This window comes from Serratia liquefaciens (assembly GCF_027594825.1).
GTDB lineage: Bacteria > Pseudomonadota > Gammaproteobacteria > Enterobacterales > Enterobacteriaceae > Serratia > Serratia liquefaciens_A.
Window position 1 is genome coordinate 4,993,942 of sequence record NZ_CP088930.1, and the last position, 20,394, is coordinate 5,014,335.

The 20,394-nt window shown below is 56.2% G+C and carries 17 protein-coding genes and 2 tRNA genes; 13 read left to right on the forward strand and 6 right to left on the reverse strand.

Annotation, left to right across the window (positions count from 1 at the left end; all coding sequences use genetic code 11):
• The first annotated feature begins 53 nt into the window (after nt 1-53).
• The 3 genes from LQ945_RS23130 (at nt 54) to LQ945_RS23140 (ending at nt 3,036) form a co-directional block, all read left to right on the forward strand.
• Nucleotides 54-1,358: an NAD(P)/FAD-dependent oxidoreductase gene (locus tag LQ945_RS23130; RefSeq protein WP_269936043.1), complete on the forward strand. Its 1,305-nt coding sequence runs from the start codon at nt 54-56 to the stop codon at nt 1,356-1,358.
• A gap of 358 nt (nt 1,359-1,716) precedes the next feature.
• Nucleotides 1,717-2,253: a glycine zipper 2TM domain-containing protein gene (locus tag LQ945_RS23135; protein WP_262241185.1), complete on the forward strand. Its 537-nt coding sequence runs from the start codon at nt 1,717-1,719 to the stop codon at nt 2,251-2,253.
• A gap of 291 nt (nt 2,254-2,544) precedes the next feature.
• Complete coding sequence (locus LQ945_RS23140; protein WP_182825622.1) at nt 2,545-3,036, forward strand: RrF2 family transcriptional regulator; 492 nt, start codon at nt 2,545-2,547, stop codon at nt 3,034-3,036.
• Between the two features lie 229 nt (nt 3,037-3,265).
• Here LQ945_RS23140 and sdeB read toward each other — a convergent pair whose 3' ends face one another.
• Both sdeB and LQ945_RS23150 read right to left on the reverse strand, forming a co-directional pair.
• Complete coding sequence (gene sdeB / locus LQ945_RS23145; protein ID WP_182825621.1) at nt 3,266-6,409, reverse strand: multidrug efflux RND transporter permease subunit SdeB; 3,144 nt, start codon at nt 6,407-6,409, stop codon at nt 3,266-3,268.
• A 22-nt stretch (nt 6,410-6,431) separates the two neighbouring features.
• The gene (locus LQ945_RS23150; RefSeq protein ID WP_370570058.1) at nt 6,432-7,526 is read right to left on the reverse strand and encodes an efflux RND transporter periplasmic adaptor subunit; all 1,095 of its coding nucleotides are present in this window, start codon (nt 7,524-7,526) and stop codon (nt 6,432-6,434) included.
• Nucleotides 7,527-7,915: 389 nt separating this feature from the next.
• On the opposite strand from LQ945_RS23150, the gene LQ945_RS23155 reads away from it, so the two are divergent.
• Nucleotides 7,916-8,272 (forward strand): helix-turn-helix domain-containing protein, encoded by a 357-nt coding sequence (locus LQ945_RS23155; RefSeq protein ID WP_182825619.1) that lies wholly within the window; start codon nt 7,916-7,918, stop codon nt 8,270-8,272.
• Nucleotides 8,273-8,329: 57 nt separating this feature from the next.
• Here the strand turns inward: LQ945_RS23155 and LQ945_RS23160 are convergent.
• Nucleotides 8,330-8,419, reverse strand: a tRNA-Ser gene (locus tag LQ945_RS23160).
• 390 nt (nt 8,420-8,809) lie between these two features.
• Nucleotides 8,810-8,899, reverse strand: a tRNA-Ser gene (locus LQ945_RS23165).
• A gap of 431 nt (nt 8,900-9,330) precedes the next feature.
• Here LQ945_RS23165 and LQ945_RS23170 point away from each other — a divergent pair.
• The 6 genes from LQ945_RS23170 to LQ945_RS23195 all read left to right on the forward strand — a co-directional run bounded on the left by LQ945_RS23170 (nt 9,331) and on the right by LQ945_RS23195 (nt 16,278).
• Nucleotides 9,331-10,815, forward strand: coding sequence for a peptide MFS transporter (locus tag LQ945_RS23170; protein WP_044549861.1), 1,485 nt, complete (start codon nt 9,331-9,333; stop codon nt 10,813-10,815).
• Between the two features lie 127 nt (nt 10,816-10,942).
• Entirely contained in the window at nt 10,943-11,884 is a 942-nt protein-coding gene (gene ghrA, locus LQ945_RS23175) for a glyoxylate/hydroxypyruvate reductase GhrA (protein ID WP_270101832.1), read from the forward strand.
• An 87-nt stretch (nt 11,885-11,971) separates the two neighbouring features.
• Complete coding sequence (locus LQ945_RS23180; RefSeq protein ID WP_044549863.1) at nt 11,972-12,709, forward strand: phosphatase; 738 nt, start codon at nt 11,972-11,974, stop codon at nt 12,707-12,709.
• Between the two features lie 42 nt (nt 12,710-12,751).
• Nucleotides 12,752-13,339: a TorD/DmsD family molecular chaperone gene (locus LQ945_RS23185; protein ID WP_270101833.1), complete on the forward strand. Its 588-nt coding sequence runs from the start codon at nt 12,752-12,754 to the stop codon at nt 13,337-13,339.
• Nucleotides 13,340-13,522: 183 nt separating this feature from the next.
• The gene (locus tag LQ945_RS23190) at nt 13,523-14,176 is read left to right on the forward strand and encodes a tellurite resistance TerB family protein (protein ID WP_020826371.1); all 654 of its coding nucleotides are present in this window, start codon (nt 13,523-13,525) and stop codon (nt 14,174-14,176) included.
• Between the two features lie 68 nt (nt 14,177-14,244).
• Complete coding sequence (locus LQ945_RS23195; protein ID WP_262241193.1) at nt 14,245-16,278, forward strand: S9 family peptidase; 2,034 nt, start codon at nt 14,245-14,247, stop codon at nt 16,276-16,278.
• A gap of 34 nt (nt 16,279-16,312) precedes the next feature.
• On the opposite strand, the gene exoX is transcribed toward LQ945_RS23195, so the two are convergent.
• Nucleotides 16,313-16,981: an exodeoxyribonuclease X gene (exoX, locus tag LQ945_RS23200; RefSeq protein WP_044549867.1), complete on the reverse strand. Its 669-nt coding sequence runs from the start codon at nt 16,979-16,981 to the stop codon at nt 16,313-16,315.
• Between the two features lie 435 nt (nt 16,982-17,416).
• Between exoX and dksA the strand changes: the two genes are divergently transcribed.
• Complete coding sequence (gene dksA, locus LQ945_RS23205; protein WP_044549868.1) at nt 17,417-17,842, forward strand: RNA polymerase-binding protein DksA; 426 nt, start codon at nt 17,417-17,419, stop codon at nt 17,840-17,842.
• A gap of 172 nt (nt 17,843-18,014) precedes the next feature.
• Nucleotides 18,015-18,968 (forward strand): prolyl aminopeptidase, encoded by a 954-nt coding sequence (gene pip, locus LQ945_RS23210; RefSeq protein ID WP_270101834.1) that lies wholly within the window; start codon nt 18,015-18,017, stop codon nt 18,966-18,968.
• A 30-nt stretch (nt 18,969-18,998) separates the two neighbouring features.
• On the opposite strand, the gene LQ945_RS23215 is transcribed toward pip, so the two are convergent.
• Nucleotides 18,999-19,229: a DNA polymerase III subunit theta gene (locus LQ945_RS23215; protein ID WP_020826376.1), complete on the reverse strand. Its 231-nt coding sequence runs from the start codon at nt 19,227-19,229 to the stop codon at nt 18,999-19,001.
• A gap of 373 nt (nt 19,230-19,602) precedes the next feature.
• Between LQ945_RS23215 and ftnA the strand changes: the two genes are divergently transcribed.
• Entirely contained in the window at nt 19,603-20,121 is a 519-nt protein-coding gene (ftnA, locus tag LQ945_RS23220; protein WP_020826377.1) for a non-heme ferritin, read from the forward strand.
• The last annotated feature ends 273 nt before the right edge of the window (nt 20,122-20,394 follow it).

The following is a 20,394-nucleotide window of genomic DNA, read 5'->3' on the forward strand; positions in this document are numbered from 1 at the left end:
GATATTATTTGTTTACCCTTAGGCAACAATTGGTTCACATTTAGGGGGTTATTTTGACAACGCCAAAGAAAAAAATCGTCATCGTGGGCGGTGGTGCCGGTGGTCTGGAACTGGCGACCAGCCTGGGCCATAAACTCGGTCGTAAGCACAAAGCAGAAATCACGCTGGTGGATCGTAACCACAGCCATCTGTGGAAACCTTTGCTGCATGAAGTTGCAACCGGTTCCCTGGATGACGGCGTTGACGCGCTGAGCTACCTGGCGCATGCGCGCAATCACTCTTTCAGCTTCCAACTGGGTTCGCTGACCAACATCAACCGTGAAACGAAAACGCTGCACCTGGCGCAAATCTGCGACGAGCAGGGCGGCGAATTGGTGCCGGAGCGCGAGTTGTCTTACGACATTCTGGTGATGGCGCTGGGCAGTACCTCGAACGATTTCGGCACTGCCGGCGTCAAGGATCACTGTATCTTCCTGGATAACCCGCACCAGGCACGACGTTTCCACAACGAGATGTTGAACCTGTTCCTCAAGTTCTCGGCGCAGCCGGGGCAAAAAGAACGAGTGAATATCGCTATCGTTGGCGGCGGCGCCACCGGCGTGGAGCTGTCCGCCGAGCTGCATAATGCGGTGAAGCAGCTGCACAGCTATGGTTTCGAAGGCCTGGACAACAGCGCGCTGAACGTAACGCTGGTCGAAGCGGGCGAGCGTATTCTGCCTGCGCTGCCGCCGCGTATTTCCGCTGCGGCACATCAGGAACTGAACAAGCTGGGCGTGCGCGTGCTGACCAACACCATGGTCACCAGCGCGGATGCCAACGGCCTGAACACCAAGGGCGGCGAATTTATCGACGCTGATTTGATGGTGTGGGCGGCAGGTATCAAGGCACCGGACTTTATGAAGGACATCGCCGGGCTGGAAACCAACCGCATTAACCAACTGGTGGTAGAGCCAACGCTGCAGACCACGCGCGATCCGAACATTTTCGCCATCGGCGACTGTGCGTCATGCCCGAAAGAGGGCGGTGGTTTTGTGCCGCCGCGCGCCCAGTCGGCGCACCAGATGGCGTCACGCTGCTGTACCAACATTCTGGCGCTGATGAACGGCCAGACGCTGAAGCCGTACGTTTACAAAGATCACGGTTCGTTGGTGTCTCTGTCCCGCTTCAGCACCGTGGGCAGCCTGATGGGCAACCTGATGCGCGGCTCGATGATGGTGGAAGGCCGCATTGCGCGCTTTGTCTACATCTCACTGTACCGCATGCACCAGGTCGCTTTGCACGGCTACATCAAAACCGGCCTGATGATGCTGGTTGGCGGCATCAACCGGGTGATCCGCCCGCGTTTGAAAATGCACTAACCGCCCCGTTATCGACCACCCACGCCGGTTCGCCCGCGTGGGTTTTTTTATGCCTACAACCGCAAGAACGGGCAGGCAGCAGCTGATTATTCAGCACAATGTCCCGTCGTTATGGGTAAAAGTCTTAAGAATCCTCCTAAACACTGGGGGTAAGTGGGATTTCCGGCATTTTTGGTCACATTGTCTTATTGCGAGGTTCTGGAACATTGTGCAGACTTTCTCTCGTTTACAGACGGCGCGTCGCGCACGCCGTAAACCGGAATACCACGTGCCGCCAATGCGCAAAATAATAAGCGCGGTGCAATGTAGGTAAAGTCCCCGGTACAAATGCGTGGTAACACTTTCAGGAGGATTTCCTGTGAACAAGTCAATGTTAGCCGGTGTGGGTATTGGTATTGCAGCCGCTCTGGGTATTGCTGCGGTTGCCAGTCTTGACGTTTTCTCTTCCGGTCCGCAATACGCGCAGGTACTTGCCGCAACGCCGATCAAAGAAACCATCAAAACCCCGCGTCGGGAATGTCGCAATGTCACCGTCACTCACCGTGCGCCGGTGCAGGACGAAAATCGTATTGCCGGCTCCGTGCTGGGTGCGGTCGCCGGCGGCGTAATCGGTCATCAGTTCGGCGGGGGACGTGGACGTGACGTCGCCACGGTCGTCGGCGCATTGGGCGGCGGCTATGCCGGTAACCAGGTGCAGGGGGCGATGCAGAATAATGACACCACCAGCAGCACGCAGCAGCGTTGCAAAACGGTCTACGACAAATCACAGAAGATGCTGGGTTACGACGTGACCTACAAGATTGGCAATCAGCAGGGCAAGATCCGCATGGATCACGATCCCGGCACCCAGATCCCGCTGGATAAAAGCGGCCAGCTGGTGCTGAACAAAGCCTGATCGCCCGATAAGAATTAAACCCGCGAACAGTGTTAGTTCTGATCGTTTAACCCAGTTAAGCGAGCGGCATTAATATTGGCGCGGGTTTCTGTCTATTTACTCCCCGCCGTTTTGCCTTCAGGCCAGTACTGACGCTATTCCCACACTAATGTATCCGTGCGATTTATCCGGGCATACCTTCAATAATGCAACAGTGTTTGTTATATTATTGTGCAGTTGAGTGGGTGTGATGGCGTTATCTCACACCGACCCAGTCCAAGTATTTAGTCTCCCGGAGACAGAGATAAAAACATGTTAGATTTTCGCTTTCCGACTGCAATGCAAATGGTACTTAGCGTGGCCGTGGCTGAAAAGCTGGGTGTGCGTTCGACCAGCGCGGTGCTTGCCGCCGGTCTGGAAGCTAACCCCAGTTTTATCCGCAAGCTGATGGTGCCCTTGACCAAAAATGGCATCATTGTCTCGACCCTGGGCCGTAACGGCTCGATTCACCTGGGGCGCCCGGCGGAGCAAATCACCCTGAGGGATATCTATCTGTCTGTTATCGATGACAAACGCATTTGGGCCGCCCGGCCGGAAGGGCCGGCACGTTGCCTGGTCAGTGCCAACGCCTGCTGGTATTTCAAGTCAGTGGTGAACGAAGCGGAAGAGGCATCGTTGAACGTACTGGCGCGCTACACGGTGGCGGACTCTCTGGCTGAACTGGAGCGGGGCGATAAGCGTGCCTGCGCAGCGTATGCGATGCAAGACGTAGACGTAAAAGACGAAGAGACAGCGGAAAAATAAATCACGCTAAACGCTAAAACAAAGAAAAAGCCCGGTTTTTAAACCGGGCTTTTTTATGGCTGACAAAGTCCTTTGTCGTTTAAAACTCTGATCTTGGGATGAAAATACACAAAGAATTATGTCTTCTGCTCTATCCCAAACATCCGAAAATCCCATTTTTCGGGTGTTTGTCATCAGACTAAGCCCGGTGTTTAAACCGGGCTTTTTTATGGCTGACGCAAACGCAGCGTTATGCCGTTTGCTGGCGTAGCTTACGCGTGACCATACGACGCAGGGTCACGTAGAACACCGGGGTCAGGAACAACCCGAACAGCGTGACGCCCAGCATGCCGGCAAACACCGTGATACCGGTGACGCCGCGCACTTCTGCACCGGCGCCGTGTCCCAATATCAGGGGAATGGTCCCGGCGATAAAGGCGATAGAGGTCATCACGATCGGCCGCAGTCGCAGACGGCAGGCCTCCAGTGCCGCTTCCATGATGCTTTTGCCCTGCAGCTCAAGTTCGCGGGCGAACTCGACAATCAAAATGGCGTTTTTACAGGCCAGCCCCATCAAGACCACTAACCCCACCTGGACGAACACGTTGTTGTCGCCGCCGGTCAGCCAGACGCCGAACAGCGCCGACAGCATGGTCATCGGCACGATCAGGATCACCGCCAGCGGCAGCGTCCAGCTTTCGTACAGCGCCGCCAATGCCAGGAAGGCTAACAGCACCGCCACCGGGAACACAATAATCGCCGCATTGCCCTGGGTTGACTGTTGGTAGCTCAGGTCGGTCCATTGGATGTTCATGCCGTTCGGTAACAGCTTATTGGCCATCACCGTCAGCTCGCTCATTGCCTGTGATGATGACAACACCCGAGGATCGGCATCGCCAATCAGGTCCGCCGCCGGGAACCCGTTATAGCGGATCACCGGGTCCGGGCCGTAGGTGGTGCTGATACTGACCATGCTGCCAATCGGCACCATTTCACCCTTATCGTTGCGGGTGCGCAGGTTGGCAATATCTTCCACGCTGTCGCGGAACTGACCATCGGCTTGGGCCATTACCTTCCAGGTGCGGCCGTAGCGGTTGAAGTCATTGATGTATGACGAACCGAGATAGGTCTGCAGCGTGCTGAACAATGCGTTAAGCGGTACGCCTTGTGCCTTGGCCTTGTCGCGGTCAATTTTCGCGTCCAACTGCGGCACGTTGGCCTGATAAGACGAAATAGGGAAGCCCATGCCCGGCGTTTGCATGATGGCGCCCGACATCGTATTGATCGCAGTTTGCAGCGCGCCATACCCCAGACCGGCACGATCCTGAATATACAGCGAATACCCGGAACCCTGACCGATGCCGAGAATGGGCGGTGGCATGATCGAGAAGGCGAAGCCTTCCTGGATTTGTGAAATCTTGGCGTTAATTTCGGCGTTAATCTGCGCCGCACTGCGGGTGCGGGTGTTTAACGATTCAAGCGCAAAGAACACGGTACCGGTGTTGGGCGTATTGGTGAACTGCAACGCATTCAATCCGGGGAAGGAGACGGCATCGGTTACGCCGTCGACGCTCAGGCCGATGGCGCTCATCTTGCGGATCACCGCATCGGTACGCTCCAGTGACGAACCTTCCGGCATTTTCACCCCGCCAATCAGGTAAAGTTTGTCCTGAGTCGGGATAAATCCGCCCGGCACGGTTTTAAACATCACCCCGGCGGCACACAGCAACAGTACGTACACCACAAATACCGCGCCACGCTTGCCTAATGCACGAGAAACCCCACGCTGATAACGCTGCGAACTGTTGGCAAAGAAGCGGTTGAACGGACGGAACAGCCAACCGAATAACCGATCTATCAGGCGTGACGGCATGTCCTTCGGCGCACCGTGTGGTTTGAGCAGCAGCGCGGCCAATGCCGGTGACAGGGTCAGCGAGTTGATGGCGGAAATCACGGTCGAAATGGCGATAGTGACGGCAAACTGCTTATAAAACTGGCCGGTAACGCCGGAAAGAAACGCCATCGGGACGAACACGGCACAGAGCACCACGGCGATGGCGATAATCGGGCCGGAAACTTCGCGCATTGCCTGATGCGCCGCCGCCAGCGGCGACAGGCCTTCTTCAATATTACGCTCGACGTTTTCCACCACCACGATGGCGTCGTCGACCACGATACCGATGGCCAGCACCAGCCCGAACAAACTCAACGTATTGAGCGAGAACCCCAACAGATAGAGCGCAGCGAAGGTGCCGACGATGGAGATCGGAACCGCAAGCAGCGGGATAATCGAAGCACGCCAGGTTTGCAGGAACAGAATAACCACCAGTACCACCAGCAGCACCGCTTCAAGCAGGGTATCTATTACCGAGCGGATAGAATCGCGCACGAACACCGTAGGGTCGTACGGCGATTCCCAGCTCATGCCGTCCGGAAAGCGGGTCGACAGCTCGGCCATTTTGGCCCGCACCGCATTGGACAGTTCGATGGCATTGGCACCCGGTGCCTGGAAGATACCGATCCCGACCGCATCCTTATTATTGAGCTGCGCACGCAGCGCATAGCTGCCGGACCCCATTTCAATTCGTGCTACGTCACGCAGGCGGACGATCTCGCCGTTGTCGCCGCTTTTGAGGATGATATTGCCGAACTCTTCCTCGGTTTGCAGGCGGCCCTGCGCGTTGATCGACAGCAGGTAATCACTGCGGGTCGGCATAGGTTCCGCACCCAACTGGCCGGCGGAAACCTGCACGTTTTGCTCCTGCATGGCAGAAACCACGTCAGAGGCCGTCAGCCCACGTGAAGCGACCTTGTTCGGATCCAGCCAGATGCGCATCGCATATTCGCCCGCACCGAAGATCTGTACCTGACCGATCCCCGGCAGACGGGCCAGCTCATCCTTGACCTTCAGGGTGGCGTAGTTGCGCAGGTAAAGTGAATCGTATTTGCCGGAAGGGGAGACCAGGTGCACCACCAGCGTCAGGGCCGGAGATTGTTTCTGGGTAGTGACCCCTTGCCGCCGCACATCCTCCGGCAGGCGTGCTTCTGCCTGCGCCACGCGGTTTTGCACCTGTACCTGGGCCTGGTCAGGATCGGTACCCGGGCGGAAGGTGACGGTAGTTACCAGTACGCCGTCAGAACCGGCCACTGATTTCATGTACATCATGTTTTCTACGCCGTTGATCGCCTCTTCCAGCGGCGTAGCTACCGTTTCGGCGATCTCTTTCGGGTTGGCACCCGGGTATTGGGCGCGCACCTGTACGCTGGGCGGCACAACGTCGGGGTATTCGCTGATCGGCAACAGCGGGATGGCAATCACGCCGCCGACAAAAATCAGGATCGACAGCACCGCGGCAAAAATCGGTCGGTCGATGAAAAAACGGGAAAAGTCCATGGCTCAGAATTCCTGCTGGGGCTTAGTTAAGCGCGGAAGCATCGGCGTTGATCGCCACGGTTTTTGCTGCAACCGGCATGCCCGGCATAAACACTTTTTGCATACCGTCGACGATCACCCGGTCGCCCGCAGACAGGCCTTTGCGGACAATCCGCAGCCCATCGGCCTCGCGGCCCACCTCGATGTCTCGGCGCTGCGCCTTGCCGTCTTTATCGACGATATAAACAAACTTGCGGTCCTGATCGGTCATTACCGACTTGTCGTCAATCAGCATGGCGTTGAACACGGCGCTGCCGGGCATCTGCACCCGTGCAAACAGCCCAGGCGTAAAGCGGCGCTCGGCGTTTTCCAGCAGGGCGCGCATACGAATGGTGCCGGTGCCGGCATTCAGCTGGTTATCGGTGAAATCCACCACGCCCTGATGCGGGTAGCCGTTTTCGCCCACCAGCCCGACCTTTACCGGCAGTTTTGCCGTGCGTCGGCCATCACTCTGGTAACGCAAGAAGGTGGCTTCATCGACGTCGAAATAGACGTACACCTTATCGAGCGAGACCAGCGTGGTGAGCACGCTGGCGCTGTCGCCGGCGGTGACCAGGTTACCGGCGGTGATCATGGCGCGGCTGGCGCGACCGTCGATCGGTGCGATCACTCGGGTAAAGTCGAGATTCAACTGTGCCATATCGAACTGGGCCTGGGCTGCCAAAACGTTGCTCTGTGCCTGGGCGGCGGAGGAGCGGCGTTGTTCCCATACCTCGGTCGAAATCGCCTGGCTGCCAATCAGTTTCTCGGTACGGCTGGATTCGCTGCGGGCCAGCGCGGCCTGATTGCGTGCCCGTACCAGTTCGGCCTGAGCCTGTTCGCGGGCGGCGCGGTAGGTGCGATCGTCGATGGTAAACAGCACCTGGCCTTTCTTGACTTCATCGCCTTCGGTGTAATTCACCTTGTCGATATAGCCGGAAACCCGCGGACGCAGCTGCACGCTTTGTACCGCTTCGATTCGGCCGTTAAAGGCATCCCATTGGCTGATGGGTTTAATGACCACCTCGGCGGCGCTGACGGCAGGCGGCGGGGGAGCCGCATTCTGAGCGACGCTGTTATCACACCCGGCCAGCAGCATGGCCAGCAGCGCGATTGCCGAGAGGCGTGCGCCGAAACCGATAGCGTTCTGACGGCCTGGAGAGGGGAACAATGAGTTTGGCTGGCTTGGCATTCTTTTTATTTCCAGTGGGTAAGCACGATCAGGCCATACACCCGGCCCTGTTATCCGGGTAACAACTCTGGCCTGAGGCCGGCGGCAGTGCGGTTGCACCGTCATCGGCGCAACGGTTAGGTTTTGAAACACATTGTTGTCACATTAATGTATCAATATCGGTTACATTAATTGGGTGGATTATAGAAGTGCCCCTCCGTTAAATGCAATAATAAAAATTGCATTTAGTGCGAAACTGCTGCAACGTAATGACATCGGGCAGCGGAATTACCTGCCAACGTCATGGGAGCGTCAGCATGAACAGCACGGGTTTTATTACTGATTTGATTGAGTGGATTGACAATAATCTGGAAGAGAAGCTGGATATCAACACCGTGGCGGGGCGCGCGGGATATTCCAAATGGCACCTGCAACGTATGTTCAAGCGCCAGACCGGCTATGCGCTGGGGGAGTATATCCGTATGCAGAAGCTGAGGGTTTCAGCCGAGCGCCTGGCCAACAGCGGCGAGCCGATCGTCAGCGTGGCGATCTCACTCGGCTTCGATTCGCAACAGTCCTTCAATCGCAGTTTTAAACGCCATTACGGCCAAACCCCGGGCGACTGGCGCCGAGGCGGAATGCAGCCGCACATGACGGCCAACCGCCCACACTGAGGCGGATTACAGACAAAAAAAAGCCTGAACTTGCGTTCAGGCTTTCTCTTTAAAATATGGCGGTGAGGGAGGGGTTCGAACCCTCGATACACTTACGCGTATACACACTTTCCAGGCGTGCTCCTTCAGCCACTCAGACACCTCACCGTATTTTGTTGTTGCGTACTCACTGGTGCAACGGGGCGCTACTATAGGGAGAGAGGGCGATCCGGTCAAGCAGAATTTCTTGGTTTCGGCGCGTCCGGTTAACCTGTGTTCGCTTTGCCGAAAACTACGGCGAACCGCACCGGCGGGGAGTCTCGCTGTGGAGTTCCTGTACCGCAGACAACAAAAAAGCCTGAACTTGCGTTCAGGCTTTCTCTTTAAAATATGGCGGTGAGAGAGGGCTTGATTCGCTGCGCTCACCCTACGGGCCGCCTTTGGCGGTCCAAAACGCAGGCGTTTTGTCAAACCCTGTCGAGGGTTCTCGCCCTCTCGGATCCTGCTTTATAAAAGCAAAAAAGCCTGGACGCGAATCCAGGCTTTCTCTTTAAAAGATGGCGGTGAGAGAGGGGTTCGAACCCTCGATACACTTTCGCGTATACACACTTTCCAGGCGTGCTCCTTCAGCCACTCAGACACCTCACCGTTTTACTTCATCGCCAACGCGTTGCGCTGTCGACGGGCGCTAATGTAGGAGAATCTGATCCCAGCGTCAACCCTCTTGTGACATAACCATGACTGTTTAGCTAAACTTGCAGCAATTTGCTGATTTCCCGAGCAATCGACCACCGGGGGACACACCTCCGCTGGACCGTCATGGGGTTAAATTGCCTCGCGGGCTAATATTTGTACATTTTGGTATTGGTTAGCTCAATATATCAGCAGTAGAATTATCCGTAGTGCAGTTATATGCATTAATACTGGATTATTAGTCATATGTGTCGCTAAATAGATTGGCGCAGGCACGGCGGTTTTGGCAAGGAATATCACACCGCCGGGCAGGTTGCCGGGCAAGACGCCGGCGATAACGCAGACAGGGACTGACCAATTAAATAATAATGCAGTAGAGGTTCATTTTGACTCCATCGGACTCCACAACGGCAGCGCCGCAGCGCCATGCCATCCCCCCGGGTGCCGGGGCACTGTTCTTTATCCAAATCTTCGCCACGCTGGGTTTTGCCGTGCTGTATTCCACGCTGGTGCTCTACGCCACCAAGCGCCTGGGGTTCAGCGAAGGCAGCGCCAACGCCATGATGGGCGTATTCGGTGCGTTCAACTACGGTTTGCATATGTTTGGCGGTTACCTGGGCGGGCGCTTCCTCAGCAACCGCAATCTGTTCGTGCTGGGCATGGTGCTGCAGGTGATCGGTTGTGCGTTGATCGCTGTGGCGGGTGTTTGGGGGCTTTATTGGGGTCTGGCGATGTTCCTGACCGGCAGTGGGCTGAACGTCACCTGCATTAATATGATGCTGACCCAGCGCTTTAAACCGGATGACGATCGGCGCGAATCGGCCTTTTTATGGAACTACGCCGGGATGAACCTGGGGTTCTTTGTCGGTTTCAGCGTGGCCGGCTACTTCCAACTGACCGAAAACTACCGTGCGCTATTCCTGTTCGCCACCTTGGGCAACGCGGCGGCGATCGTCGTCGCCGTCAGCCGCTGGCGCATACTGGCCGATCTTAACACCCCGCTGCACGATGCCAGCCGTTCGCAATATCGCTGGCGCATGCTGGTCGGGCTGGCGGTGTTGGTGGCGCTGGTGCCCATCATCCGCGTCATGCTGACCCATGCCGAGTTCAGCGGCCATTTCGTGATTGGCCTCGGGGTGCTGATTTTCCTGATGCTATGCGTGGTAACGCTGCGTCACCACCCGCGTGACGAACGCCGCCGGATGACGGCTTACCTGATCCTGGCGTTAGGCTCTTTGGTGTTCTGGGCGCTGTACCAGTTGGCGCCGATGGGGCTGATGCTGTTCTCCGAACACAATATCGACCTGAACGTTTATGGCATTCAGGTAGCGCCGCAGTGGATCCAGAACATCAATACGCTGGTTATTGTGGTAGGGGGCCCGCTGATGGCCTGGTGGTTCAACCGCCTGCGCGCCCGCGGCTGCAATATCGATATTCCGATGCAGTTCTCCGGTTCGCTGTTCTGCATCGGGCTGGGCATGCTGGTGTTGCCATTGGGCATCAGCCTGGCCGGTGGCGACGGGCTGGTGGCGTTCAAATGGATCGCGATCAGTTACGTGTTGCAGAGCATCGGCGAGCTGATGATTTCCCCTATCGGTTACGCGATGATCGGCAAACTGGCGCCGCCGCGTTATCAGGGCGTGATGATGGGCTGCTGGATGATGGTCACCGGCGTTGCTTCGGTGCTGGCGGGCTATGTCTCCGGCCTGATGCCGGAAAACAGCGGCAGTACCCCGCTGCAGACCAACCCCGGCTACAGCGAGGTGTTTAGCGTATTGGGTTGGGGTGCCGCAGGCGTTGGCGTGGTGATGCTGATTTTGATCCCGCTGCTGCGTCGCCTGATCCGGCATGACGCTCCTGCCGCTGCCTGAGATCCCGCAGCCTAAAAACAGCCCCACTGGTCGGGGCTGTTTTCATTTTGAGCTTTAGCGCTTGCATCTGCCGGCGAATCGCGGAAGTCTGGATGCAAATGCATAAAAACAGACGGGAGCCGCACAGATGAACATCATTTTTTATCACCCTTTCTTTAATGCCCAGGACTGGCTGACGGGCCTATCGCAGCGCCTGCCTCAGGCGACGGTGCGCGCCTGGCAACCTGGCGATGATCGCCCGGCGGACTATGCGCTGGTGTGGCGCCCGCCCTATGAGATGCTGGCGAATCGCGGAAAGTTAAAAGGGGTCTTTGCCCTCGGAGCAGGGGTTGACGCCATTCTTGAGCAACAGCGTCTGCACCCCGGCACATTGCCGGCCGGCGTTCCGCTGGTGCGCCTTGAGGACACCGGCATGGCGCAACAGATGCAGGAATATGCGCTGAGCTATGTGCTGCGTTATTTCCGCCGTTTTGACGAGTATCAGTTGCTGCAACAGCAGCAGAAGTGGCAACCGCTCGATCCCCATCAGCAGGATAATTTCACCATTGGCATTCTGGGGGCCGGGGTGTTGGGAAAAAGCGTGGCGCAGAAACTGACGGAGTTCGGCTTCAACGTACGCTGCTGGAGCCGCAGCCCCAAACAGATTGCCGGCGTGCAGAGCTTTGCCGGCGCAGAGCAACGCGCCGCATTTCTCGATGGCGTGCAATTGCTGATCAACCTGCTGCCCAATACGCCGGAAACCGCCGGGATCCTCAACCGACAACTGTTCGCGCACTTGGCGCCTGGCGCTTACCTGATCAACCTGGCACGTGGCGCGCATCTGGTTGAGGACGATTTACTGCAGGCACTGGAGCAGGGCCAAATTACCGCCGCCACGCTGGATGTGTTCGTCGAGGAGCCGTTGCCGCAGGCGCATCCGTTCTGGCGTCATCCGCGTGTCACCATTACCCCGCATATTGCTGCCATCACTTTGCCGGAAGCGGCGATGGATCAGATCGCGGCAAACATCCGCGCACTTGAAGCCGGGAAAACACCGGCCGGCGTGGTGGATGTGCAACTGGGTTACTGATCTTTCGGTGATGCACCTGCTAAGCTAAATAAATAATAAACCGCGCCGGCTGCCGTATTTGTGGCTGGCCGCCAAGAAGGAGAAGCAATGTACCCCGTTGATTTACATATGCACACCGTTGCCAGCACCCACGCCTACAGTACGCTGCATGACTACATCGTCGAAGCCCGGCAAAAGGGCATCAAACTGTTCGCCATCACCGACCATGGCCCGGATATGGCCGATGCGCCGCATTATTGGCACTTTATGAACATGCACGTGTGGCCACGTCTGGTGGACGGCGTGGGTATCCTGCGCGGCATCGAGGCCAACATCAAAAACCTGCAGGGCGATATCGACTGCACCGGTCCGATGCTGGATAAAATCGACGTAATTATTGCCGGTTTCCACGAGCCGGTGTTTGCGCCGCAGGACAAAGCGGCCAATACCGAAGCGATGATCGCCGCGATGGCGCAGGGGGACGTGCACATAATCAGCCACCCCGGCAACCCAAGATACCCGATCGATATTGCGGCGGTTGCTGCCGCAGCGGCCAAATACGAAGTGGCATTGGAACTGAACAATTCGTCGTTCACCCATTCGCGCAAGGGCAGCGAGGACAACTGCCGGGCGATTGCCGCCGCGGTGCGCGATGCCGGTGGCTGGTTAGCACTGGGTTCTGATTCGCATATTGCCTTTTCGCTTGGGGGATTCGAGCACTGCGAACGCATCATTGCCGAAGTGGAGTTCCCGCAGGAGCGAATCCTGAACGTGAGCCCACGCCGCCTGCTCGATTTTCTAGAACGTCGCGGCAAGCCGGCGATTGCGGAATTGGCCGATTTGTGACATCGTCCCGGCAAATTTTTCCGTATTGTATAAGGCATTATCATGAATGAGTTTTCCGTAGTTTGCCGCGTGCTGGGGACGCTGTTTTATCGTCAGCCGCAGGATCCGTTACTGGTGCCGCTGTTTACGCTGATCAAAGAAGGCAAGCTGCAGCAACACTGGCCGCTGGAACAGGACGAACTCTTGGTGCGCCTGCAGCAGGGTTGTGACGTCAACCTGCTGTCCAGCGACTTCAACGCCATGTTCGTCGGCAGCGAATGCAGCGTGTCACCTTTCCGTTCGGACTACGTTGAAGGGGCAACCGAAGCGGAAGTGCGTACTTTCCTGCAGCAGCGTGGTATGCCGCTCGGCGAAGCGCCGGCCGATCATTTCGGCTCTTTGCTGCTGGCGGCCTCCTGGCTGGAGGATCAGTCCCAGGAAGACGAAGCGCAGGCGCAAATCACGCTGTTTGACGACTATCTGCTGCCATGGTGCGGCCGTTTCCTGGGTAAAGTGGAAGCGCATGCCACCACCGGTTTCTACCGCACCTTGTCGCTGTTGGCTCGCGAGTCGATTCAGGCGATGCGTGACGAACTGGCGGAGTACGAACAGGAAGAAGAACAGCCGGGCGAAGAGGGCGAACAGCCTTAATCCGGTAGTGGCCGGCTGGCGCCTGATGGCGAAGTCGGCCTTTTCCCGCCATCAACGCTCCCCGCTACACAGGTTTTCATCCCCCATACGTAAACTGACAAAAAATCCCCTAATCTGACGCTTTACCGGCGGCCTGGCCTTTCTGTGCCTGCACGCCTTGTTTCCTCACGCAAAGGGTAAAGCATGAAAAATAACTGGATGCAGCAGATCCAATCGATGATTGGGCAAAAGGCCGGTTCAATCGGCGGTTCGGAAGGTATCGGCAAGCTGCTGGCCCCGACTGCGTTGGGTGGTCTGGTGGGCGTTTTGCTGGCGAATAAGTCTTCGCGCAAGCTGGTCGGCAAATTCGGTAAGAATGCGTTGATTATCGGCGGCAGCGCAGCGGTTGGTGCAGTGCTGTGGAATAAGTACAAACAACGGGTGAAAGAAACCCACCAGAACGAACCGCAGTTTGGCCTGCAGACCACGCCGGTGGACCTGCGTGCCAAACGCCTGGTGCAGGCGCTGGTGTTCGCCGCCAAAAGCGACGGTCATATTGATGCGGAAGAAAAGCTCGCCATCGACCACAGCCTGGAACAGCTGCAGGTAGGGGAAGAAGCGCAAAAATGGGTGCAAGAGGCGATCGATCAGCCGCTCAACCCGGACTTGATCGCCCAGAGCGTGAAGAATGAAGACGAAGCGCTGGAAGTGTATTACCTGAGCTGCATGGTGATCGACGTGGATCACTTTATGGAGCGTGGTTATCTGGATGCCCTGGCGCAGTCGTTGAAGATCCCGGCGGACGTGAAGCAGGGCATAGAAAACGACGTGAACGAGAAAAAACGCGAGCTGGCGTAGCGCCGCTTGGCAAGCCGGGGGGAATCGTGTCACTCTTGCCTTAATCAAGGTAAGCGGATGATTTAACAATGATGACCCCCCCTAAGGCAGAAAAACGTCCTTATCCTATTACCGTTCACGGCGACACGCGTGTGGACGACTACTATTGGCTGCGCGACGACGATCGCGCAGACCCGCAGGTGCTGGACTACCTGCAGGCGGAAAACGCCTTCACCGACGCGGCGTTGAAACCGCAGCAGGCCCTGCGCGAAACGCTGTATGAAGAGATGGTGGCGCGCATTCCTCAACAGGAACATTCGGTACCCTATGTCAGAAACGGTTACCGCTATCAGACGCGCTTCGAGCCGGGCAATGAGTACGCGATTTATGTGCGTCAGCCGCAGGCGGAAAGCGAGCATTGGGACACCCTGATCGACGGCAACCAGCGCGCCGAGCAGCGAGAGTTTTATACCCTTGGCGGCCTGGAAGTCAGCCCCGACAACCAAAGACTGGCGGTTGCGGAGGATTTCCTCTCCCGTCGCCAATACGACATTCGTTTCAAAAACCTCAGCGACGACAGCTGGACCGACGAAGTGCTGGAAAACACCTCCGGCAATTTCGAATGGGCCAATGATTCAGCCACCGTTTATTACGTGCGTAAACACGCTAAAACGCTGTTGCCGTATCAGGTCTATCGCCACGTGGTGGGCACCGATCCGCAGCTTGATGAATTGATCTACGAAGAGCTGGATGACACCTTCTACGTTGGCCTGGAGAAAACCACCTCCGAACGTTTTATTCTGATCCATCTGAGCAGCACCACCACCTCGGAAATTCTGCTGCTGGACGCCGATCGCGCCGACAGCACGCCACAGATGTTTGTGCCGCGCCGCAAGGATCATGAATACGGTATCGATCACTATCATCAGCACTTCTACATCCGTTCCAACAAGGACGGCAAAAACTTCGGCCTGTATCAGAGTGAACAAGCAGACGAAGCGCAGTGGCAGACGTTGATTGCTCCCCGCGTAGAAGTGATGCTGGAAGGCTTTAGCCTGTTCCGCGACTGGCTGGTGGTAGAGGAACGCAGCGAGGGATTGACCCAACTGCGACAAATCCACTGGCAGAGCGGCGAAGTGAAGCGTATCGCCTTCGACGATCCGACCTACACCACCTGGCTGGCATACAACCCTGAGCCGGAAACCGATCTGCTGCGCTATGGTTACTCCTCGATGACCACGCCCACCACGCTGTATGAGTTGAATCTCGACAGCGGTGAACGCGTGATGCTCAAGCAGCAGGAAGTGAAAAACTTTACCCCGGAAAATTACCGCAGCGAGCGAGTCTGGGTGAAGGCGCGCGACGGTGTCGAGGTGCCGGTTTCGCTGGTTTATCGCCCGGACAGCTTCGTGCACGGCAGCAATCCGCTGATGGTGTATGGCTACGGATCCTACGGCAGCAGCATGGATCCGGCCTTCAGCGCCAGCCGCTTGAGCCTGCTGGATCGCGGTTTTGTCTTTGCGCTGGCGCACATTCGCGGCGGCGGCGAATTGGGGCAGCTGTGGTACGAAGACGGCAAGCTGTTCAACAAGCAAAATACCTTCAACGACTTTATCGACGTGACGGAAACCTTGATTGCTCAAGGGTACGGCGATGCCAAACGGGTATTCGCCATGGGCGGCAGCGCAGGCGGCTTGCTGATGGGCGCGGTGATTAACCAGGCGCCACAGCTGTTTAACGGCATCGTGGCGCAGGTGCCGTTTGTCGACGTGGTCACCACCATGCTCGACGAGTCCATTCCGCTGACCACCGGGGAATATGACGAGTGGGGCAACCCGAACGAACGGGCTTATTACGACTACATTTTGCAGTACAGCCCGTACGATCAGGTCAAGGCGCAGGATTACCCGCATATGCTGGTCACCACCGGCCTGCACGACTCGCAGGTGCAGTATTGGGAACCGGCCAAGTGGGTAGCGAAATTGCGTGAGTTGAAAACTGACGACCGCCAGCTCCTGCTGTATACCGATATGGACTCCGGCCACGGCGGCAAGTCCGGGCGTTTCAAGGCCTACGAAGATATCGCGCTGGAGTACGCCTTTATTTTGGCGCTGGCGGAGTAACCTTCTGGCGGGCGGCTGGCGCTGCCCGCTTTCTTCAGCCGATCAGGTAGTATTTCAGCGTGTGTTTCATGTCCGGGCTGAGATCATCAATGGATTTCAGCATCCAGCGCAAATAGCCGGGATCTTCCTGAGCGATGCGATCAATTTCCTGCCCACGGTATTTTCCGAACTTAAACTTCTTCAACAGCACCGGTTGTTCGGTGATTTGCGCCATTTGCTCCGGCGTCCAGCCTGAATCCTTGATGATGCGTTGCAACAGCGCGGCGGTCACGTAGCAGTCGTACAACGCCCGGTGCGGATACAGCGTGGTGTCTTGCGGCAATTGAACATCAAGATTGAGCGCGTAGCGCAGATATTGGTTGCCGTATTTGATGTCCGGGTACAGGTTACGGGCCAGCTTCATGGTGCAGATCCAGGCGCCGTTCATTTCCGGCAGTACGCCGCGATCGAAAGCCGCATTGTGAGCGACATAGTAGGGGCTGCCGAGATAGCGCCCGATCGCCACCGCGATACGCGGTTTCCCTTCGACCATCTGCTCGGTAATGTGGTGAATGGCCATGGCTTCAATGCCAATCGGCCGATCGGGACTGACCAAATCGCTCATGGGATTGGCGATTATCCCGTCAATCAGATCAACGGAGGCCACCTCGACCACGCCGCCTTCCAGCCCGCAGGTTTCAGTGTCTATTACGCGTAAATTCATGGTTTCCTCAGGATGGCTGTACAGGCTTAGCTTAACGGGCCGTTACGCCAATGCCAACCTTAGAAAGCGGGGCGTTATTGCAGGCAACAAAAAACCCGCCTTGGCGGGTTTAACTACGGTTAGAAGTTCGCTTACTCGCCGGACGATTGTCCTTTCTTGGCGCGTTTGTCTGCGCGTTTTTCAGCAGGGGTTTTCAACGGCTTCTTCTTCGCATTTTTTTTGCTATCCATTCCCTTACTCATGATGGCCTCTCAGTTACCTATGGTTGGGTGGGTTGCTCAACCATTAACCCCCTTACGCCTGCGGGATGCAAGCATGAAAGCGCTCGTTTTGATTAATCGATTGTTTATAGGGGGAATTTTGTTTTTCAGGAATAGCTGCTGAAAATGTTTGATATGTTATAATATAACAATTAAATCCTAACCGGAGAGCGCCATGACAGTCGTTTCCATGTTAAACCAGCAACAGCTCCTGGCCATGCCGGAGTCTGACTACATGAACCCGGCGCAGCGGGCATTTTTCCGCCAGCGCTTGCTGGACGAGCAGCAAAAACTGCTGCAGCACATCGAAGCGTTGAAGCGGGATATCGACAGCGGGGAAGTCTCGGGTGACGAAGCGGACAAGGCCGCGCGTGAAGAAGACTTGCGGTTGCTGTTTCGCCAGTTGGATCGCGAAAGCCGTTTGCTGCCGAAAATCAGCGCGGCGTTGACGCGTTTGTATAACGGTGACTATGGCTATTGCCGTGAAAGCGGGGAGCCTATCGGCCTGGCGCGCTTGCTGTTGCGGCCAACGGCGGAACTGAGCATCGAAGCCAAAACCGCACAGGAAATGCGCGAGCCGCATCTGCGTAAGCGTGGCTGATTTCACGGCTGGCTCCCAGGAGCCAGCCGGTATTTTGTCGGCAAGTCGTATTCATTTTAAGCAAACGAACCTTAACTTGTTGGGGAACGTAGGAGTTTTCAGGTTTTACCGTTGACCAAATGAGTGGCTTCGGCTTTGATGAGGGTATGACCCACAGAGAGACGGAAGCGCCATGGAACAATTACGAGGTTTGTACCCGCCGTTAGCAGCATATGACAGCGGTTGGCTGGACACCGGAGATGGCCACCGGATCTACTGGGAACTGAGCGGCAACCCGAACGGTAAACCCGCAGTCTTTATTCACGGCGGGCCGGGTGGCGGTATTTCTCCTTACCACCGCCAACTGTTCGATCCGCAGCGCTACAAGGTATTGCTGTTCGATCAGCGTGGCTGTGGCCGTTCCAAGCCGCATGCCAGCCTGGACAACAACACCACCTGGCACCTGGTGCAGGACATCGAACGACTGCGCGAAATGGCCGGTGTCGATCAGTGGCTGGTGTTTGGCGGCTCCTGGGGCTCAACGCTGGCGCTGGCCTACGCGCAAACCCATCCGCAGCGCGTCAGCGAAATGGTGCTGCGCGGCATTTTCACCCTGCGCAAGCAGGAACTGCATTGGTACTATCAGGACGGCGCTTCGCGCTTCTTCCCTGAGAAGTGGGAACGTGTGCTGTCGATTCTTTCAGAGAAAGAACGCAAGGACGTGATTACTTCTTACCGCCAGCGCCTGACCTCAACGGATCCGCAGGTGCAGCTGGAAGCGGCCAAACTGTGGAGCGTGTGGGAAGGGGAGACGGTAACCTTGCTGCCGAGCAGTGAGTCGGCTTCTTTTGGCGAGGACGATTTCGCACTGGCGTTCGCCCGTATCGAAAACCACTACTTTACTCATCTGGGCTTCCTGGACAGCGACGATCAACTGCTGCGTAACGTTCCGCTGATCCGCCATATTCCGGCGGTGATCATCCATGGTCGTTACGATATGGCTTGCCAGGTACAAAACGCCTGGGATCTGGCGAAGGCCTGGCCGGAGGCGGAGCTGCATATTGTCGAGGGGGCCGGACACTCATTCGATGAGCCCGGCATCCTGCACCAGTTAATGCTGGCGACCGACAAGTTTGCCGGCAAATGACACCGAGCCTGCCACTACGGCGGGCTTTAATTATTTGGATTTCGGCTCGTACGGCAGGCGCGAATACTTGTGCGATTCGGCACGGTAGTGCGCCACGCGTTCGCGGAAATAATCACGCAGGTGTTCCGGCTGTTCGCGTTCAACCATTTCAGGGATCACCGGCATGTTGTAGCGCTCTTTGAACGCCACGCCGGAAGCTGCGAGATCAACGTTCACTTTGTCCATCTCTTCTTTGGAAAGCTCTGCCAGATTGTAACCCACCGTATTCTCCTTACTGTTACCGCATTGGATCAGCGCAGAAGGTAATCCACCCGGCGGCGCTTGGCAAGCCTGAAGCGCGCAGGGAGGCGAATGTCACCAATAACCGACAACGGGAAAGGTTATTTATTATTCTGGCAGCAATGCAATTCATTTATTCTTTTAAATAAGAATGATTCGCTTTTTGATTAAATATATAGATGGAAATAGTTATCATAATTATTTAAATGAATAATTGGTGTTTTTCATAACCACTTGATTTTATTTTAATTTAAAATTAAATCATCGATGATGTAAATCAGGTGTTTTTATTTTGTTTTCGTCAGGGCATAATGCGGAAAAATTAAGTTGATACCTGCAAAATAAAGGAATGATTATGCTGACGCCTGAAATGACCAAAAAGCTGAATGAGCAACTGAACCTGGAGTTCTACTCTGCCAACCTGTATCTGCAAATGAGCGCCTGGTGCAGCGATAAAGGCTTTGAAGGTGCCGCGGCATTCCTTAAAGAACATTCTCAGGAAGAGATGCAGCACATGCAGCGCCTGTTTGAATACCTGAGCGATACCGGTGCACTGCCGCTGTTGGGCACCATCGCCGCGCCGCCGGTTGAGTTTGGTTCCCTGGCAGAGGTGTTCCAACAGACGTACGAGCATGAGCAACTGATCACCCGCCAGATCAACGAACTGGCGCACGCGGCAATGACCGCTCATGATTATTCAACCTTCAACTTCCTGCAGTGGTATGTTGCCGAGCAGCACGAAGAAGAGAAGCTGTTCAAATCCGTGCTGGATAAACTGGCGCTGGTGGGTAACAGCGGCAATGCCCTGTTCTTCATTGATAAAGATCTGAAGAAAATGGGTGCGGCCGGCGAAAACGGTAACGGCCAGGCCTAATCCGTTTTGTAGAGAACCGCGTGTCGGCGTTGGCCGATGCGCGGTTTTTTTATGCCCTGCATTTATCGCGGTTTTACAGCGATATGTGCTACTGGATCGCAAAATGCCAGCGTTCTGCTCGACTTGCATAATGACACTCGTTATCATTTGACTCGATACGCTACAGGGAAGGTTGAGAGTCAAAACAGGGGGTTACTCCCATAATTCTGTTTACCCGTGGCGCAATCATCTGCGGTGGGTTGGGCTGCTGATACATCGCCCTGGCGGTTAGCC

Bases quoted from the DNA above. Each gene is read 5' to 3' on its own strand.
- LQ945_RS23150 (WP_370570058.1), bottom strand. From the start codon at position 7,526: ATGCTGCTGGCCGGGTGTGATAACAGCGTCGCTCAGAATGCGGCTCCC.
- sdeB (WP_182825621.1), bottom strand. From the start codon at position 6,409: ATGGACTTTTCCCGTTTTTTCATCGACCGACCGATTTTTGCCGCGGTG.
- LQ945_RS23195 (WP_262241193.1), top strand. From the start codon at position 14,245: ATGATGACCCCCCCTAAGGCAGAAAAACGTCCTTATCCTATTACCGTT.
- LQ945_RS23185 (WP_270101833.1), top strand. From the start codon at position 12,752: ATGAATGAGTTTTCCGTAGTTTGCCGCGTGCTGGGGACGCTGTTTTAT.
- ftnA (WP_020826377.1), top strand. From the start codon at position 19,603: ATGCTGACGCCTGAAATGACCAAAAAGCTGAATGAGCAACTGAACCTG.
- LQ945_RS23155 (WP_182825619.1), top strand. From the start codon at position 7,916: ATGAACAGCACGGGTTTTATTACTGATTTGATTGAGTGGATTGACAAT.
- LQ945_RS23180 (WP_044549863.1), top strand. From the start codon at position 11,972: ATGTACCCCGTTGATTTACATATGCACACCGTTGCCAGCACCCACGCC.
- LQ945_RS23140 (WP_182825622.1), top strand. From the start codon at position 2,545: ATGTTAGATTTTCGCTTTCCGACTGCAATGCAAATGGTACTTAGCGTG.
- pip (WP_270101834.1), top strand. From the start codon at position 18,015: ATGGAACAATTACGAGGTTTGTACCCGCCGTTAGCAGCATATGACAGC.
- ghrA (WP_270101832.1), top strand. From the start codon at position 10,943: ATGAACATCATTTTTTATCACCCTTTCTTTAATGCCCAGGACTGGCTG.
- LQ945_RS23190 (WP_020826371.1), top strand. From the start codon at position 13,523: ATGAAAAATAACTGGATGCAGCAGATCCAATCGATGATTGGGCAAAAG.
- dksA (WP_044549868.1), top strand. From the start codon at position 17,417: ATGACAGTCGTTTCCATGTTAAACCAGCAACAGCTCCTGGCCATGCCG.
- exoX (WP_044549867.1), bottom strand. From the start codon at position 16,981: ATGAATTTACGCGTAATAGACACTGAAACCTGCGGGCTGGAAGGCGGC.